The 17991-nt window shown below is 73.5% G+C and carries 11 protein-coding genes; 8 read left to right on the forward strand and 3 right to left on the reverse strand.

Going from position 1 to position 17991, the window contains the following annotated elements:
* Positions 1 to 26 precede the first annotated feature (26 nt).
* Both I8N68_RS02440 and I8N68_RS02445 read left to right on the forward strand, forming a co-directional pair.
* Positions 27 to 725, forward strand: a complete 699-nt coding sequence (locus I8N68_RS02440) for an SDR family oxidoreductase (protein ID WP_200207064.1) — start codon at positions 27 to 29, stop codon at positions 723 to 725.
* A 68-nt stretch (positions 726 to 793) separates the two neighbouring features.
* The gene (locus tag I8N68_RS02445) at positions 794 to 1153 is read left to right on the forward strand and encodes a hypothetical protein (protein ID WP_200207067.1); all 360 of its coding nucleotides are present in this window, start codon (positions 794 to 796) and stop codon (positions 1151 to 1153) included.
* A 44-nt stretch (positions 1154 to 1197) separates the two neighbouring features.
* On the opposite strand, the gene htpG is transcribed toward I8N68_RS02445, so the two are convergent.
* Positions 1198 to 3090, reverse strand: a complete 1893-nt coding sequence (gene htpG, locus I8N68_RS02450) for a molecular chaperone HtpG (RefSeq protein ID WP_200207068.1) — start codon at positions 3088 to 3090, stop codon at positions 1198 to 1200.
* A 136-nt stretch (positions 3091 to 3226) separates the two neighbouring features.
* On the opposite strand from htpG, the gene I8N68_RS02455 reads away from it, so the two are divergent.
* The 5 genes from I8N68_RS02455 to I8N68_RS02475 all read left to right on the forward strand — a co-directional run bounded on the left by I8N68_RS02455 (position 3227) and on the right by I8N68_RS02475 (position 7733).
* Positions 3227 to 3955, forward strand: a complete 729-nt coding sequence (locus I8N68_RS02455; RefSeq protein ID WP_200207070.1) for a FadR/GntR family transcriptional regulator — start codon at positions 3227 to 3229, stop codon at positions 3953 to 3955.
* On the forward strand, positions 3952 to 4779 hold the full coding sequence (locus I8N68_RS02460) for a sterol desaturase family protein (RefSeq protein WP_200207074.1): 828 nt from the start codon (positions 3952 to 3954) through the stop codon (positions 4777 to 4779). Before I8N68_RS02455 ends, I8N68_RS02460 begins: the two co-directional genes overlap by 4 nt.
* Positions 4776 to 5432, forward strand: coding sequence for a lysoplasmalogenase (locus I8N68_RS02465; protein WP_200207076.1), 657 nt, complete (start codon positions 4776 to 4778; stop codon positions 5430 to 5432). The genes I8N68_RS02460 and I8N68_RS02465 overlap by 4 nt, the downstream gene beginning before the upstream one ends.
* A gap of 144 nt (positions 5433 to 5576) precedes the next feature.
* Positions 5577 to 6071 (forward strand): SsrA-binding protein SmpB, encoded by a 495-nt coding sequence (smpB, locus tag I8N68_RS02470; RefSeq protein ID WP_200207084.1) that lies wholly within the window; start codon positions 5577 to 5579, stop codon positions 6069 to 6071.
* Positions 6072 to 6164: 93 nt separating this feature from the next.
* Positions 6165 to 7733, forward strand: coding sequence for a chymotrypsin family serine protease (locus I8N68_RS02475; protein WP_200207086.1), 1569 nt, complete (start codon positions 6165 to 6167; stop codon positions 7731 to 7733).
* 121 nt (positions 7734 to 7854) lie between these two features.
* On the opposite strand, the gene I8N68_RS02480 is transcribed toward I8N68_RS02475, so the two are convergent.
* Positions 7855 to 10506, reverse strand: coding sequence for a glycoside hydrolase family 3 N-terminal domain-containing protein (locus tag I8N68_RS02480; protein WP_200207096.1), 2652 nt, complete (start codon positions 10504 to 10506; stop codon positions 7855 to 7857).
* A gap of 268 nt (positions 10507 to 10774) precedes the next feature.
* Between I8N68_RS02480 and I8N68_RS02485 the strand changes: the two genes are divergently transcribed.
* Complete coding sequence (locus I8N68_RS02485; protein ID WP_200207099.1) at positions 10775 to 12007, forward strand: glycoside hydrolase family 16 protein; 1233 nt, start codon at positions 10775 to 10777, stop codon at positions 12005 to 12007.
* Between the two features lie 147 nt (positions 12008 to 12154).
* On the opposite strand, the gene I8N68_RS02490 is transcribed toward I8N68_RS02485, so the two are convergent.
* Positions 12155 to 17959: a WD40 domain-containing protein gene (locus I8N68_RS02490; protein ID WP_200207106.1), complete on the reverse strand. Its 5805-nt coding sequence runs from the start codon at positions 17957 to 17959 to the stop codon at positions 12155 to 12157.
* Between the last annotated feature and the right edge of the window lie 32 nt (positions 17960 to 17991).

The following is a 17991-nucleotide window of genomic DNA, read 5'->3' on the forward strand; positions in this document are numbered from 1 at the left end:
CACCCTTCGAACATCAGGAGCTGGACATGAAGATCGCTGGACGCACCGCCCTCGTCACCGGGGCCAACCGCGGCTTCGGCCGCCACCTCGCCGCCGAACTGGTGGCCCGTGGCGCCACCGTGTACGCCGGCGCCCGCAACCCGGACAGCGTCGACCTGCCCGGGGTCACCCCGGTCCGGCTGGACATCACCGACCCGGACTCGGTGGCCGCGGCCGCCGAACTGGCCGGGGACGTCACGCTGCTGGTGAACAACGCCGGCATCAGCACCGGGGCGGACCTGCTCGACGCCGACCCGGCGACGATCCGGCTGGAGATGGAGACCCACTACTTCGGCACGCTGTCGGTGGTGCGGGCGTTCGCGCCGCGCATCGTCGCCAACGGCGGCGGGACCATCCTGAACATTCTCTCCGCGCTGTCCTGGGTGACCTTCCCCGGCGTGGGGGCGTACGGCGCGGCCAAGGCCGCCGAGTGGTCGATGACCAACGCGCTGCGGGCGCAGCTCGCCGACCGGGGCGTCCGCGTCGCGGGCCTGCACGTCGGCTACATGGACACCGACATGACGGCCACGGTGACCGCGCCGAAGTCGGACCCGGTCGAGATCGCCCGGATCGCCGTCGACGGCATCGAGGCGGACCGGTACGAGATCGTCGCCGACGAGACCTCCCGGCAGGTCCTCGCGGGCCTGTCCGGCGGGGTGGCCGCGCTCTACCCCGACCTGCCCTGACCAACCCGCGCGCGGCGGTCCCCGGGGGATCCGCCGCGCGCCGGGGCGGGTGGGCGCACAATGGCGGCATGCGACAGGGCTTCGCGCACCAGGCGGTCCTCGGCATGGGGCCGGACGATGACCCGGCCGCCCCCGGGGCCGCCATCACGACCGTCCTGTGCGGCCACTGGGAGCACCCTGCGCCGTGCCCGGTGGCGCCGCACCACACCCGCGCGGAGCGCGACGGAGACGAGCTGCGCCTGCGGGTCCTCTTCGCCACCGAGCCGGACCGGGAACAGCGGGTGCGGGCCGACATCGACCGGGCCCTCGGCGGCGGCGAGCTGACCGGCCCGGACGGGCGGACGGCCCGCTGGCGGCTGCTGCGCAGCGGGCCGGCCGAGCCAGCCGTCGAGGAGGCGGCGCACCTGGAGCGGCTGGCGCGCGGGTAGCGCCCGTCCGCCGGCCAGGGCAACGGCCGGCGGACGGGTACCCGTCACACCGTGCGGGCGAGCCGGTCGGCGAGGATCCGGGTGAACCGGGACGGGTCGGCCAGCTCCCCGCCCTCGGCGAGCAACGCCATGCCGTACAGCAGCTCGGCGGTCTCGGCCAGCGCCTCGGTGTCGGCGCCCTGCTCGTGGGCCTTGCGCAGCCCGGTGACCAGCGGGTGAGCGGGGTTCAGCTCCAGGATCCGCTTGACCCGCGGCACCTCCTGACCCATCGCCCGGTACATCTTCTCCAGCGTCGGGGTCATGTCGTGCGCGTCGCCGACCACGCAGGCCGGCGAGGCGGTCAGCCGGGCGGAGAGCCGGACCTCCTTGACGCTGTCGGCGAGGGCGCCGGTCAGCCAGGTCAGCAGCTCGGCGTAGTCCTTCCGCTCCGCCTCGGTCTTCGCCTTCTCCTCGTCGGTCTCCAGGTCGACCTGCCCCTTGGCGACCGAGCGCAGGGGCTTGCCGTCGTACTGGCCGACGCGCTCGACCCAGACCTCGTCGACCGGGTCGGTGAGGATCAGCACCTCGTACCCCTTGGCGCGGAACGCCTCCAGGTGCGGCGAGTTCTCGATGGTGCCGCGGGACTCGCCGGTCGCGTAGTAGATCTCGCGCTGGCCGTCCTTCATCCGCTCCACGTAGGCGCGCAGCGTGGTCAGCTCGGCCGGGTCGTGGGTGGAGGCGGCCCGGACCAGGTCCAGCAGCGCCTCGGTGTTGTCGGTGTCCTCGAGCAGCCCCTCCTTGACCACCGCGCCGAACTCCGTCCAGAAGGTGCGGTAGGACTCGGCCGGCATCTCCTTGAGGGTGGCGAGGATTTTCTTGACCAGGCGGCGGCGGACGGCGCGGATCTGCCGGTCCTGCTGGAGGATCTCCCGGGAGATGTTCAGCGACAGGTCGTGCGCGTCCACCACGCCCTTGACGAAGCGCAGGTAGTTGGGCATGAGCGCGTCGCAGTCGGCCATGATGAAGACGCGCTTGACGTAGAGCTGGACGCCGCGGCGGCCCTGCGGCGCGAAGAGGTCCAAGGGGGCGTGCGAGGGCAGGAAGAGCAGCGCCTCGTACTCGAAGGTGCCCTCGCCGCGCATGTGGATCGTTTCCAGCGGGTCGGCCCAGTCGTGGCTGACGTGCTTGTAGAACTCCTGGTACTCGGCTTCGTCGACCTCGTCCCGGGAGCGGGCCCACAGCGCCTTCATCGAGTTGAGCGTCTGCGTCTCGCGGGTGGTGGCGTCGCCCTCGCCGGGTCGCTCCACGGTCATCCGGATCGGCCAGGCGATGAAGTCGGAGTACCGCTTGACGACCTCGCGGATGGTCCACTCGGCGGTGTAGTCGTGCAGGTTGTCCTCGGTGTCGGCCGGCTTGAGGTGCAGCGTCACCGAGGTGCCCGGCGGCGCCTCGTCGACCGCCTCGATCGAGTAGGTGCCCTCGCCGGCGGACTCCCAGCGGGTACCACCGCTCTCCCCCGCCCGCCGGGTCAGCAGGGTGACCTTGTCGGCGACCATGAAGGTCGCGTAGAAGCCGACACCGAACTGGCCGATCAGCTCCGGCGAGGCGCCCGCGTCCTTCGCCTCGCGCAGCGTACGCAGCAGCTCGGCGGTGCCGGACTTGGCGATGGTGCCGATCAGGCCGACCACCTCGTCACGGGACATCCCGATGCCGTTGTCCCGCACGGTCAGCGTCCGGGCGTCCCGGTCGACCTCGATCTCGATGTGCAGGTCGGAGGTGTCGGCCGCCAGGTCCTTGTCGACCAGGGACGCCAGCCGCAGCTTGTCCAGCGCGTCGGACGCGTTCGAGATGAGTTCGCGCAGGAAGACGTCCTTGTTCGAGTAGATCGAGTGGACCATCAGCTGGAGCAGCTGACGGGCCTCGGCCTGGAACTCCAACGTCTCAACCCGGTCGCTCACACCGACTCCCTTCCACGTCGCGGGGTTTCCGCCGGACAGGATACGAGGCGTGGGCGCCCGGGCAGCAGAGGGTGGCGGCAATGCGACTGGTCCAACCAGTTGACGGGTTGATGTGTCCGGGGCCACACTGCTGCGCATGGCCTTCGCCCCCGTCCCGCGCGCCTCGGTCTCCGACCACGTCTTCGGCCAGCTCCGCGACGCCATCGTCAGCGGCCGCTACCAGCCGGACGAGACGCTGCCCGGCGAGCGCGAGCTGGCCGGCGCGTTCGCGGTCAACCGGCACGCCGTCCGGGAGGCGCTGCGCCGGCTTCAGCAGCTCGGGCTGGTCCGGGTCAGCCAGGGCGGCGCCACCCGGGTGCTGGACTGGCGGGTGCACGCCGGGCTGGACCTGGTGCTGTCGCTGACCCAGTCGGGCGACGTACTGCCGGTGGCGACGCTCGTCCGCGACATGCTGGAGATGCGGGCCTGCGTCGGCATCGACGCGGCCCGGCTCTGCGCCGAGCGCGGCGACCCGGCGCTCACGGCCGCGGTGGTCCGGGCCGCCGAGGAGTACGCGGCGCTCGCGCCCGACCTGCCACGGATGGCCGAGGCCAACATCGCCATGTGGCGGCTGATCGTCCGCGGCTCCGGCAACACCGCCTACCTGCTGTCCTTCAACAGCCTGGTGGCCGGGACGCTCGCCGTGGGCGACGTGCCACCCGACAGCCGGGCCGCCGAGCTGCTCGACGTCGCGGGGCACCGCCGGCTCGCCGCGGCCATCGCCGCCGGCCAGGGTACGGCCGCGGCCCGGCACGCACGGGCCCTGCTGACCGCCCCGGTAACCACCCCCACCACCACCCCGTCCGGAAGGGAAGCCCGAGCATGATTTCCGCCGTGCTCTACGCCGTCCCGGCGTTCCTGCTGCTCATCATCGTCGAGGCCCTCTCCTACCGGTTCGCGCCGGACGACGACGAACGCGGCTACGAGCTGCGCGACACCACCACCAGCCTCTCCATGGGCCTCGGCAGCCAGATCATCGGTTTCCCCTGGAAGCTGGCCACCGTCGGCCTGTACGCCGCCCTGTCGACGATCGCGCCGATCCACCTCTCCCCCGGTCACTGGTGGACCTGGGTGCTGCTGTTCTTCGCCGACGACCTGGCCTACTACTGGTTCCACCGGCTGCACCACGAGGTCCGGGTGCTCTGGGCCAGCCACGTGGTGCACCACTCCAGCGTCTTCTACAACCTGTCCACCGCGCTGCGACAGAGCTGGACGCCGATGACCTCGCTGCCGTTCTGGCTGCCCCTCGCCCTGCTCGGCATCCCGCCGTGGATGATCTTCCTCCAGCAGTCGATCAGCCTGCTCTACCAGTTCTTCCTGCACACCGAGCGGGTCAACGTGCTGCCCCGGCCGATCGAGTGGGTCCTTAACACCCCGTCGCACCACCGGGTCCACCACGGCTCCAACACCGAGTACCTGGACCGCAACTACGGCGGCATCCTGATCATCTGGGACCGGCTCTTCCGCACCTTCGAGCCGGAACGCGCCACCGTCCGGTACGGGCTGACCAAGAACATCGGCACCTACAACCCGCTGCGGGTGGCCACCCACGAGTACGCCTCGATCTGGGCCGACGCCCGGGCGGCCAGCTCCTGGCGGCACCGGCTCGGCTACGTGTTCGGCCGGCCCGGCTGGCAGCCGGCCCGGTGAGCCGGCGCTGGCTGGGACTGTTCGGCGGCGTCGCCGCCGTCGAGCTGATCGGCGTCGCGGCCGACCTGACCGAGGTGCAGTGGGTGGCCAAGCCGCTGCTCGCGCCGCTGCTGCTGGGCTACCTGCTCAGCGCGCGGCGGCGGGTCGACCCGGTGGCGGTCGGGTTGGTCTTCGCCGCCGCCGGGGACGTGGCGCTGCTGGTGCCCGGGCGGACAGCGTTCCTGGTCGGGATGGGCTGTTTCCTGGTCACCCAGCTCGCCTTCCTGACCGCGTTCCTCCGGCACCGCCGGCCGCCGGTCGCCGCCGTGGTGGCGTACCTGGCGCTCTGGGCGGTCGCCAACGCGCTGTTGTGGGGCAGGTTGGGGGCGCTGCGGCTGCCCGTGCTCGGCTACAGCCTGGCCCTGTCCCTGATGGCCGCGGCGGCGACCGGGGTGTCCCGGCGGACGGCAGTCGGCGGGGCGCTCTTCCTCGGCTCGGACCTGCTGATCGGGCTGGGCGCGGCCGGCGTCGCAGTGCCCAGGCACGACCTGCTGGTGATGGCCACGTACATCGCCGCGCTGGCGTCGATCACCACGGGCTGGGCGCGCGCATTGGCCACCGCCGAGCCCGCCAGCCGGCCGTCACCGCTCCCCCTGCGTCCCTCGCTGAGCTGAGCCGTCGGGGGCGCGGCCGGCCGCGACCAACCACCACCAGCCTCCGCAAATCTGGTCCGGCGACCGCTGACCCTGGGTGACCGCCCCGTCGGCGCCGGCGCCGACCGGTATCCTGCTCCGGTCGGCGAGGCGGAGGTGGAGCGCGTGTCCAGGGACACCGAGCGCAAGCTCGTCGCCTCGAACAAGAAGGCCCGGCACGACTACACCATCCTCAAGACCTACGAGGCGGGGATCGTGCTGGCCGGCACCGAAGTCAAGTCGCTGCGCGAGGGGCGGGTGTCGCTGGTCGACGCGTTCGCCCAGGAGCGCGACGGCGAGATCATGCTGTACGGCCTGCACATCGCCGAGTACGGCTTCGGCACCTGGACCAACCACCAGCCCCGGCGCACCCGCAAACTGCTGCTGCACCGGGTGGAGATCGCCCGGATCCTGGACAAGCTACGCGAGGGTGGCGGCGGGCTGACCCTGGTGCCGCTGTCGATGTACTTCGCGGGCGGCTGGGCCAAGGTCGAGCTGGGCCTGGCCCGGGGCAAGAAGTCGTACGACAAGCGGCAGGCGCTGGCCGAGCGGGACGCCAACCGGGAGATCGCCCGCGAGCTGGGCCGCCGGCTCAAGGGGGCGCGCCGGCCGACCCGCTGAGGGACCGGCCGGGCCGGTGGCACGGGGCAACGCCGCGCGTCGATTCTCGCTAACGTCGGCTGCGGACACCCGTACCGACCCGGGAGAATATGCATGAAATCCGTCGTCGCCTCGGCACGACTCCGGTCGCTGGCCATCGCCGCCGCGGCCATCCTCACCGCCACCACCGTGGGCGCCCCGCCCGCCGCCGCGCAGAGCCCGGTGGCGGTGTCCCGCCCCGCCCCGCTCACCGTCGAGCAGGCGCGCGGCTCGGTCGCCTACCTGCGGGCGGCGTACGGCATCAGCGAGCGGGAGGCGCTGCGCCGGCTGGAGTTGCAGCGCACCAGCGCCGAACTCGACGCCGCGCTGTCCGCCGGCTACCCGGACGACTACGCCGGCATGTGGCTCGACCAGGAGGCCGGCGGCGTGCTGGTGCTCGCCGCGACCCGCCCGGAGCGGGTCCGCTCCGCGCTGCGCTCGGCGCCCGACCAGGCACACCTGCGCACCGTCAAGGTCGGGCTGTCGCTGCGGCAGCTCAGCGCCACCCGGGACGCGCTCAGTGCGGAGCTCGCCACCGACACCAACGTCGCGCCGGCCACCGTGGTCATCGACGCCCGGGCCAACCGGGTGGCGGTCTACCAGCGGGCCGGCGCCGCCACCGCGGGCGCCCGGGCCACGGGCCTGGCCGCCCGGCAGGACGCCGAACGGCGGCTCGTCGGCGCCGCCGACACGCGGCTGACCGCGGCGGTGGCCCGGCACGCCGACCGCGCGGTGCTGCGGCAGCTCGTCGCCGGCAAGGAGCGGTCCGGCGCACTGACCCGGGACACCCCGGTGGCCGCCGGCTGCGACCCGCGCGACTGCGCGCCGCCGATGCGCGGCGGCATGCGGCTGACCGTGCAGCGCACCCAGGCCTCGACCAGCCCGGTCAGCCTCAACCCCTGGTGGGGGCAGTGCACCAACGGCTTCAACATGGTCGACAGCCGCGGCTGGAACTACGTGATGACCGCGGGCCACTGCATGACCGGCACCGACAAGCTCGGCATCAACTACTCGTACTCCACCGACCGCACCACCCCGGTCGGCACCGAGGTGCTCAACTTCGAGAACGGGCCGACCTGCGACGGGTGCAGTACCTACCCGGCGGACTACTCGATCCAGCCGTACCGGACCACATCGACGAAGAACTGGTACACGTACTGGGGTGGCTCGTACGCCCGCAACCAGGTGGTCTCCTGGTGCCAGTCGGCCTCCTCGACCTGGCAGGGCTGCGTCACCGGCTCGTATGCGATCAAGGGCTACTACGCCCTCGACCAGGTCAAGGTCGGCTGGGTGGTGTGCGGCACCGGCTCCGGTGACGACTCGGCCGACTCCGGCTACAGCACCAACGTCGGCTACCTGCCGGGCACCCGCTGCGGCACGGTCAGCGCGAAGGACGGCGGCCTGGTCACCAACCTCTGCACCCGCCCCGGTGACAGCGGCGGCCCGCTGTTCAGCGAGATCGACGGCAGGGCGTACGGCATCCTGCACGGCGGCACCGACGGCAACGGGCCCTGCCCGACCAGCCCGGCCGGCACCGAGTGGAGCAACTACTCGCCGATCAGCGTGATCCTCGCCCACGTGCAGCGGCAGACCCTCGACCTGGAGGGCAAGGACTACGGCTTCAAGGTGCGCACCACGCCCTGACGGGAGCGGCGCGCGGTGGCATGGGCCGGCCGGGGCATGTGAAGCCCCGGCCGGCGCCCGTCCCCCCACCTGATCCACACCGGGGCCCGGCTCCCCCGTGGCAGCCGGGCCCCGGTGTCCCTCAGCCGGTGACGCGGGCGAGCAGGGTGAACGCCCGGACCGGATCGCCGCTGAGCTGCGCGTGGTCGGCGTCGGCGAGCAGCCTCGCCCAGTCCGCCGGCGCGGTGCCCCGCACGACCGCCGCCTGGGCGGCGTCCCGGGCCACCCCGAGGATCGCGTCGACGAGCGCGCTGTCCCGGTGCCCCGCGCCGAGTTGGCGGCCGAGCAGCGGCAGCACCACGGGCGCGTTGCCCAGCGAGCCGTCGGCGGTCCAGTCGGCCGCCGCCAGCGCCGCCCGTACCTGCGGCCGGTCGCCGGCGACCGCGGCCAGCCGGGACCGCACCGGGTCGGTGCGCAAGCCCCAGCCGAACGGGTACAGCGGCCGGTAGTCGGCGTCACCCACGTTGATCGGCACCTGCGCCTCGGTGCGCGGCCAGGTGACCGGCAGGCGGCCGGTGAAGGGACGCCGGCCGAACAGGACGTCGGCCACGCCCGCGCCCTCACTTCCTGGCAGCCAGGACGCCACCAGCGCGTCGATCCCGCCAAGCTGGTCGGTGAGGACCTGCGGCCGGCCGGAGACCACCAGGACCACGCAGGTGGGGATCTCGGCGCAGACCTTGTCGATGACCCCCCGGTCACCGGGCTGGAGGCTCAGCGACTTCTCCTCCTGCTGCGGCACCGAGCACCAGCCGCACTCCGGACCGCCCACGTCGCCGTAGCCCTCCGCGTACGGAGTCTCGCCGACCACGACGACGCCCACCTCGGCGCCGCCCGTGGGCGCCGAGGCGTCCGCGCTGTAGGTGACCCGCGCGTCCGGCGCGACCTCCCGGATGCCGTCCAGGATGGAGGTGCCGGGGATGGCGTCGCCGGAAAGGCCCTGCCAGGTGATCGTCCAGCCGCCGGCCTGGTTGCCGAGGTCGTCGGCGTTGCGGCCGGCGACGTAGACCGAGGCGTCCGGTCGCAACGGCAGCGCCCGCCCGCTGTTCTTGAGCAGCACCTGCGACTTCGCCACCGCCTCCCGGCCGATGGCCCGGTTCCCCGCGCTACCGACCTGGTCGACGTGGGCCGCCGAGGCGTACGGGTGCTCGAAGAGCCCGAGTTCGAACTTCTTGCGCAGGATCCGGCGGACCGCGTCGTCGATGCGCGCCGGGCTGACCCGGCCGGCGGTCACCTCGGCCAGCAACAGCTGCTCGAACTGCTCGGCACTGTACGGCTCCATGAACATGTCGGTGCCGGCGTTGACGCCGACCCGCACCTTGTAGCCGGTCAGCCCGCCGTTGGTCGGCTCGGCGGGGTCGGGGATCTGGTGGATGCCCTCCCAGTCGGAGATCAGGAAGCCGTCGAAGCCCATCCGGCCCTTGAGCACGTCGGTGATCAGCTCGCGGTGGGCGTGCATCTTGGTCGGATTGCCCAGCCCGTCCTCGGTCCAGTCCACGCTGGAGAAGGAGGGCATGACGCTGCCGACCCGGTGGGCCCGCACCGCTGGCAGGTAGGGGGCGAGGTCGATCCGGGTGAAGTGCTCGCGGTCGGTGACGGTGACGCCCTGGTCGATCGGGTACTTCTGCTCCCACCACGGCTTGCCCTCGTTCGCGGCGGCGGTGGCCTCGTCGTAGTCGGCGTCGCCGTCACCGGCGTAGTGCTTGGCGGTCGCCAGCACCCGGTCGGCGTCGTCGAGCTGCCCGGGCCGGCGACCCTGGAGCCCCTCGATGACGGTCTCCATCGACACGACCAGCGCGGGGTCCTCACCGAAGCTCTCGTAGCTGCGGCCCCACCGCTCGTCGCGGGAGACGCACAGGCACGGCGCGAAGTTCCACGGGATGCCGGTGGCGCGCACCTCGGTCGCGGTGGCGTGCCCCACCCGCTCCACCAGTGCCGGGTCGCGGGTGGCGCCGAGGCCGACGTTGTGCGGGAAGACGGTGGCGCCGTAGACGTTGCCGTGGCCGTGCACGGCGTCGATGCCGTAGATCAGCGGGATTTGCAACCGGGTGCCCAGCGCCTGCGCCTGGAACCCGTTGACCATCTCGACCCAGGCGGCCGGGGTGTTGCTGACCGGCGTCGAGCCGCCACCGGAGAGGACCGAGCCGAGCTGCCAGCGGGCGACCGCGGTGGGGTCGTCGCTGACGGCCGCCCGCTCCGCCTGGGTCATCTGGCCGATCTTCTCGGGCAGCGTCATCCGGCCCAGCAGGTCGTCGACGCGCCGCTTCACCGGCAACCGGGGATCGAGGTACGGCAGGCCGTGCGCGTCGATCACGACGGTCGGTCCCGCCCCGACGGTGGTCCCGGCGGAGTCGGAGCTCAGCGCGACCGGGACCGTCTCGGCGGTCTCGGCCGCCCGGTCCCGGTGCACCGTGACGGCGAACGACCGGGCGGCGCCCGACGGACTGCCGGCGGGGAAGGTGAGCGTGCCGGACGCGGCGGCGTAGTCGAGGTCGGGTGTCGCGGTGCCGCTGCCGGTCGCGTAGCGCACGGTGCTCGCGGCGGCCAACGGCCGACCGTCGGAGGTGGACACCACGAGGTCCACCGGGACCCGGGTGCCCTCCGCCGCCGAACGGACGAGCCGGCCGGCGGTGACGGTGACGGTCTGACCGTCCGCCGCCGCCGCGGGTGGGGCCGGTAGCAGGGACGCGGCCAGGGCGCTGGCCCCGACGAGGACGGCGTACCGGTGCGGTCTCATCTCGTGCCTCCTCACGGGACCGGTCACCGGTGTCCCCGTCGGCCCGGGGCGGCCCACGTCCCGTCCCGCATCCTTCCGAAGTGGATCGTGTGACGTCAATATTTCGCGCCTGTTCCGGAACCAGGTCGAAGGATCCCGGGAAAGCGCTGTCTTGACAGCTCCCGGCTTCGTTCATAGCTTCATTGAAGCTTATCTTTATGGTTTGTTTACCGTTCGTCGGGAGCGCGCAGCGCCGAGCGGGGACGACCGCAACCCAAGGGAGGCACCCATGCGTCGCATCCGCACCATCGCCGCTGTGGCCTTGGCCAGCGTGGGCCTGACGGTCGCCCTGGCCGCCACCACGAGCACCCCCGCCGTGGCCGGTCCCGGCGCCGTGACCTGGTCCGACGACTTCACCGGCGCGGCCGGCGCGCCACCGGACGCCAACAAGTGGCGCTACGACATCGGCGGTGGCGGCTGGGGCAACAACGAGCTGCAGTACTACACGTCGAGCACCCGCAACGCCGCCCTCGACGGCAACGGCAACCTGGTGATCACCGCCCGCCGGGAGAACCCGGGCGGCTACGGCTGCTGGTACGGCAGCTGCCAGTACACCTCGGCCCGGCTGCTCACCGCCGGCACGTTCAGCCAGGCGTACGGAAGGTTCGAGGCGCGGATCAAGATCCCCCGCGGGCAGGGGCTCTGGCCCGCGTTCTGGATGCTGGGCAGCGACATCGCCACCAACCCGTGGCCCAGCAACGGCGAGATCGACATCATGGAGAACGTCGGCTACGAACCGTCCACCGTGCACGGCACCCTGCACGGGCCGGGCTACTCCGGGGCCAACGGACTGGGCGGGGCCACCTCGCTGCCCGGTGGCCAGGCGCTGGCCGACGCCTTCCACACCTACACCGTCGACTGGGCGCCCGACTCCATCACCTGGTACCTCGACGGCGTGGCGTACTCCCGGAAGACCCCGGCCGACGCGGGCAGCAACCGGTGGGTCTTCGATCACCCGTTCTTCATGATCATGAATGTGGCGGTCGGCGGCAACTGGCCCGGCTCGCCGGACGGCAGCACCGCCTTCCCGCAGCAGATGGTCGTCGACTACGTACGGGTCCAGGCCTGGGACAGCGGCAGCGGGACCGGCGGGCCGATCGTCGGGTACGGGAACAAGTGCGTGGACGTCGCCGGCGCCAACACCGCCAACGGCACGCCGATCCAGCTCTGGACCTGCAACGGCACCGCCGCCCAGCGCTGGACCTGGAACGCCGACGGCTCGGTACGCGCCCTCGGCAAGTGCCTCGACGTCACCGGCGGATCGACCGCCAACGGCACCCGGGTGCAGCTCTACGACTGCAACGGCACCGGCGCCCAGCGCTGGGTGTTCAGCTCGGCCGGCGACATCGTGAACCCGCAGTCCAACAGGTGCCTGGACGCCACCGGAGTCAGCTCCGCCGACGGCACCCCCCTGCAGATCTGGGACTGCACGGGCGGCGCGAACCAGAAGTGGCGACGGTGACCGGAGCACCGCGCCGGCGCGTCACCTGACGCCGGACAGGGCGGGGCCCGGCCCCTCATGGGAGCCGGGCCCCCGCCGTTGTTCGGCCCGTTCGCGGCGACGTCACCCTGCAACACGTCGCGGTCCCAGCCGCCGTATGGAACGCCGTCAGAACGGGGCGTCCACCGCCAGCCGCCGCACCTGGGTCAGGTACGGGTCCAGCTCTCCCACCTCGAACCGGCAGGTTCCGATGACGTGCCAGAACTGGCCGCCCGGGTCACCGTCCAGCTTGTACCGGCCGTCCGGGCTGACCGCCGCCCAGCCGTCCGGCAGCCCGATCAGGGTGGTTCGCAGCTGCGCGTGCTCCGGGTCGGCGACGTCCCAGAGCCGCACCGTGCCGTCGTCACCCGCGCTGGCCAGCAGGCTGCTGTCCGGGCTGAACGCCACCGCCCAGACCCGCCGGGTGTGCGCGGCCAGGGTGCCGTGCAGCCGGCCGGTGCCCGGGTCCCACAGCCGGATGGTCAGGTCATCGCCCGCGGTGGCCAGCAGGCTGCCGTTGGGGCTGAACGCGCAGCCCCAGAGCCGGCCGGTGTGCTCGGTGAGCACCGTGCGCCGCTCCCCGGTCAGCGCGTCCCAGACCACCGCCGTGCCGTCGTTGCTGGCGCTGGCGAGCAGCGTCCCGTCGGCGTTGAAGGTCACCGCGTACACCCGGTCGGTGTGCTGCTCCAGGGTGGTGCGGCAGGTCGCGGTGGCGGCGTCCCAGAGCCGGACGAGCTGGTCGTCGCAGCCGGTCGCGATGGTCTCCCCGTCCGGGCTGAACGCCACCGCCCGGACCCGGCCCCGGTGCGGGGTGAGGGTGGCGAAGTGCCGGCCCGTCCGCCGGTACCACAGCCGGACCGTGTCGTCGTCGTTCGCGGTGGCCAGGGCGTCGCCGTCCGGGCTGAACGCGGCCGCCCAGACATGGTCGGTGTCCACGTTGAGCTCCCGCTCGTCCGCGCCGGTGTCGGTGTTCCACAGGTGCACCCCGCCGTCCCCGCTGGGCGCCGCGACCAGCGGCTCACCGGGGCAGAACACCGCCGAGAGCAGCCGGTCCGCCGGGCTGCTGAGCTGCCGCACCAGCCGGCCGGTGCGCGGCTCCCAGAGCCGGACCACCCCGTCGTTGCCGCAGGTGGCCAGCATCTGGCCGTCGTCGCGGAACGACAGCGCGGTGACCCGCCGGCCGTGCCCGCGCAGGGTGTGCTGACACTGCCCGGTGCGCACGTCCCAGAGCCGGGTGGTGCCGTCGTTGCTGCTGGTCGCCACCTGCTGCTGGTCGGGCCGCCAGGCCACCGGCCAGACCGAGCCGCGGTGCCGGGTCAGCTCGTGTCGCGGCTGCCCGTCGGCGGTGTCCCAGAGCTGGATGGCGCCGTCGCTGGCCGAGGAGGCCAGCAGCGAGCCGTCGCCGTTGAACCGGACGCTGTAGATCGCGCCGCGCTGGCGGCCTAGGACGCGGACCGGCCGGCCGCTGTCCACCTCCCACAGCCGCAACGCGCCGTGGGTGTCCCCGGTGGCCATCAACTGGCCGTCCGGGTGCACGTCCAAGGCGTACACGTCGGCCTCGTGGCCGCGCGGCTGGCGCAGCACCTCCCCGTCGACGGCCCGGCGCACCCACACCCGGCCGTGCTGGCCGACGGCGACCAGCGCCCGGCCGTCCGGGGTGTGCACCACGCGGTAGACCACCTCCGGCTCGCGGACGGCGAACGCCAACGCCCCGGAGGAGACGTCCCAGCCGCGGACCACCCCGGCGCTGTCCACCACCACGACCCGCCGGCCGTCGGGGCTGAACGAGGTGCCCCAGATCGGCGCGGCGTGCCCGGGCCACTCGTGGCGCAGCCGGGCACTGCGGGTGTCGTAGAGCCGGACCACGCCGGCCGCGTCGCCGACCACCAGCCGGCCCCGGGCCCCGTCGGTGAGCAGCGGCCACACCCAGCCGGCGAAGACGTCCTCGATGACGTGCCGCACGTCGCCGTGGTCGGCGTCCCACAGCCGTACGGTGAGGTCCGCCGCGCCGGTGACCAGCTGGTGCGAGGCGGCGTCGAAGCGGACCGCGTAGACCCGCCCGCGGTGCCCCTGCAGGGTACGGACCGGCAGGCCGGTGACCGTGTCGCAGATCAGCACGCCACCGTCGTCGCTGCCCACCGCGAGCACCGTGCCGTCCGGGCTGTACGCCAGCGGGACCGGCAGCCGTCCCACCTCGAAGCCGTAGGAGACGCCGACCGCCGGCGGGGCGAGACCGGGCACCACCGGCCGGCCCGGCGCCAGCACCGCGCCGCGCAGCTCCGGTGCCCGCAGCACGGCCGCGTCGGCGGCCACATCGATCAGCGCCGCCCGACGCCAGCTGCTTCCGGTGATCAGCGCGCCCCGCAGGTCGGCGCGGAACAGCCGGGCCCCGGCCAGTTCGGCGCCGCGCAGGTCGGCCCCGGTCAGCCGGGTCTGGTCGAGGCGGGCGCCGCGCAGCCGGGCCCGCTCCAGCCGGGCCTGCGACAGGTTGGTCGCCACCAGGCGGGTTTCGCTGAGGTCCGCCCCGGTCAGGTCCGCCCCGGCAAGCTCCCGGTGGGACAGGTCCTCGCCGCGCAGCGAGGCGCCCCGCAGGTCGGCCCGATCCGGCAGGCGGAGCCGGGCGCTGAGCCGCAGCGCGTTGGCCCGGACCGTCTCGCCGGCGTCCTCGTCACCGAGCACCCGGGCCGTCCACTCGGTGCACCGCCGGGGGTCGGCGAGGTCACCGAGGAACTCCACGGTCAGCGCGGACAGCGGCCGCACCGCCAGCGCGGACGGCTCCTCCCCGCGGTTGAGCTGGGCGGCGATCCCCTCCGCGACCAGCCACTCCAGCACCGAGGTGTGGATGAAGCCGAACAGCCCGTCGTCGGTCCGCACCAGCAGGCTGCCGGCGCCCACCGCGTGCATCGCCTGCGGCTCGGACAGCCGCGACTCCGCCAACCCGGCGAGCTGGCCGGCGGCGTCGGCCAGCTCGGCCAGCCGCAGGTACGACTCGCCGCTCTCCCAGAGCTGGAAGGCGAGCCGGCTGACCGCGCTCCACAGCTCGGGCCGGCGCAGCGTCACCGGCGCGCCCGGCACCCCCTGGGTACGTCGCTCCTCGAAGTCCAACCAGGACTCCAGGATCTCCCGGTAGAGCGCGGCGGCGCTGAACGTGCCGCCGGCCCCGGCCACCGCGGTCAGCCGCCCGTCGTCCAGGTTGGCGATGAAGCCCAGCATCCGGGGATTGCGGGACAGGCCGAGCAGGTCCTTCACCCCGGCCAGCAGCTCCATCCGCTGCTGGGCGGCCCGCTCGTCCCCGTGGTAGCGGTGGCGCAGGAAGGTCTCGATCTGGCCGGGGGTGAAGTCCTCGATGGCCAGCACCCGGCGGTGCGGGAGCAGCCCGACCCGCTCCCCCAGGGCGGTCAGCACCTGCGAGTTGGTCTTGAAGTGCTGGGTCCGGCTGCTCACCACGATCTTGGCGTTCCCCTCGGCGGCCTGGAGCAGCGTCTCCAGATGGTCCGCCGCCCGGTCGTACGTGACCCGGGCCACGAGCTCGTCGAAGCCGTCGAAGAGCAGCACGATGCGCCCCTGCCGAAGCATGTAGCGGAACGCCTTGAGGTCGATCACCTGCTCGCCGTGGTTCGCCAGGTGCGCGGCGACCAGGCCGTCCACCGAGTGCGCCTTGTCCAGCGCGCGCAGCTCGACCAGGATCGGGATCAGGTCGGGCGCGGCGGTGGGCAGCCGGCGCGCCACCTCCCGCAGCGCGAACGTCTTGCCCCGCCCGAAGTCGCCGAGCACCAGCACGAACCGGCCGTCCGGCGCGGAGATCAGCTCCAGCAGCTCGTCGACCACGTCCTCGCGGACCCGCTGGTCGGCGCCGACCAGGTGCCGGTAGCGCTGCGGCACGTACTGCCCGGGCGGGTAGAGCCGGTCGGCTTGAAGCCGGGCGGTCTGCGCCGCCACGTACTCGCGCAGGTCCAGCAGGCCCTGGAACTCGGTCAGGTGCAGCACCCGCACCCCGCGCCGTTGCGCCGCCTCGGCCAGCCCCCGGGCGATCCGGTCGCCGTCGTAGACCAGCTCGGATCCGATGTCCGGGTCGGTGGCGTGCACCCGCCGGGCGAAGTCGTCGACGTCGGCGGCGGTCGGGGTCCCGACGTGCGCGCCGACCCGCTGCTGGCGGACGACCCCGTCGGCGCGGTAGGTGACGAACAGGTGCGGCGGGTCGGCCGGCACCCGGCGGACCAGCACCCGGTCGTACCGCGCCTCGCACACCTCGGCCAGCCGGTCCAGCAGCCGCTCCAGCGGCGTCGGCGCGACCACGGCCGGGGCGACGGCTGGCGCGTCGGGCACCCCGGCGCCCTGGGTCGGCCCCTCCACCGCGACCGGCAGCCGGGGATCGGGAACCTGCGCCGGGCCGGCCGCCCCGAAGGTGGCCGCCGTCCGGGGCCAGCTCACCGCGGTCGGCTCGCCCACGTCGTGCCGGTCGTCGCGGCCGAGCACCCAGCGGGTCATCCCGTCGGCGGCCAGCCGGAGCACCTGCGCCCGGCCGTCGCGGGACGCGGTGGACAGCGGCACCACCGGGTCGATCGGCGCCCGGGTCGGTGCGGCGTCGGAGAGCAGGAGGTTGAGCATCGGCCCGACCAGCCGGTTGAACGACCCGCGGTCGCGCAGGGTCACCCCGTCGGTGAGGGCCACCTCGTCCGCGTACGGGGTGCGCGGGCCCGGGGCGTGCGCCATCGCGCCGAGCCGCAGCCAACCGGACTGCTGGTAGTGCCGCAGCCGCTGGGCGAACCAGGTGGACTGCGCCTCGCCCAGGAAGCCGTACCGGTCCTCCTCGCGGTGGGTGATCGCGACCGTGGAGTTCAGCCCGGCCACCACGACCCGCAGGTCCGGCACCGGGAACAGCGTCCACGGCTGCTCGCTGTCGAAGATCCGGTCCTCGAGGCCCTGGTACAGCTCGTCGAAGAGCCGGGCGTAGTGCCGCCACTTCGGCCAGTACGGCGGTTGCGGGTCGACGTCGTCGGCCTCGCAGGTGGCGAAGTAGGCGCGGCTGGCCGCCATGGTCACGTCCCGCGGCCCGGGCACCACGACCAGGCGGTGTGGCTCCAGGCCGAGCAGCACCCGCAGCCCGGTCAGGAAGCTCAGCGCGTCGGAGAACTCGCGCGGGCTGCCCGACTCGGTGAGGTTGCCGGCCACCACCAGCAGGTCCGGCCGGGGCACCCCGTCGTTCATCAGCAGGGTGAGGTCACCCATCAGGTGTTCCTGCAGCTCACCGGGGGTGACCGGGGCGCCGGGCTCGATCACGCCCCGACCGAAGCGGGGGCCGGCGACCTGGAGCACGGTCAGGGTGGCGCGGGAGTCGGGCACCGCGGCCGCCGCCGGCGGGAACGGCGGTGGGTTGATCGGCGTACGCCGCGACCGACGCGGCGCCGGCAGGCCCGCTGCCGGCGCGGCGAGCACCCCGGCGGGCCCGGCCGGATGGTGCGGAAAGGTCGGTTGCAGGACCGGCTTGGCGCGGCCGTCGAGCGCCTCCCGGATCCGGTCGAGGACCCGGCCGCGGGCCTGCGCCGCGTCGGTGACGCCGACCAGGTCGACGTAGGTGATGGTGGCGAGCAGGCCGTCGATCGGGCAGTCCTCGACCCGGACGGTGACCAGCTTGTTGCCCGTGCCGTCGGGGTCGGCGCGCAGCGCCGCCTGCCACTCCAGCTTGCCGTACGTGGAGTGCAGGTAGCGTTCGGAGAGGACGGCCACCACCACGGCCGCCTCGCGGACGCCCCGGTCCATGAAGTCGATGAAGTTGGTGCCGGCGACGAAGTCCCACGCCTGGAGCAGGGTGCGGTAGCCGGCGGCCTCGAACTCCCACGCCAGCCAGGTCGCCCAGCGCTCGTCGGCCGGCGAGTAGCTGATGAAGAAGTCGATCGGGCGGTCGGACCGGGTGGGGTGCACGCCTACAGCCACAGGATCATTATGGCCACTCATCGTCAATCGGT

The sequence above is a fragment of the Micromonospora coerulea genome (genome assembly GCF_016598485.1).
GTDB lineage: Bacteria > Actinomycetota > Actinomycetes > Mycobacteriales > Micromonosporaceae > Micromonospora > Micromonospora coerulea.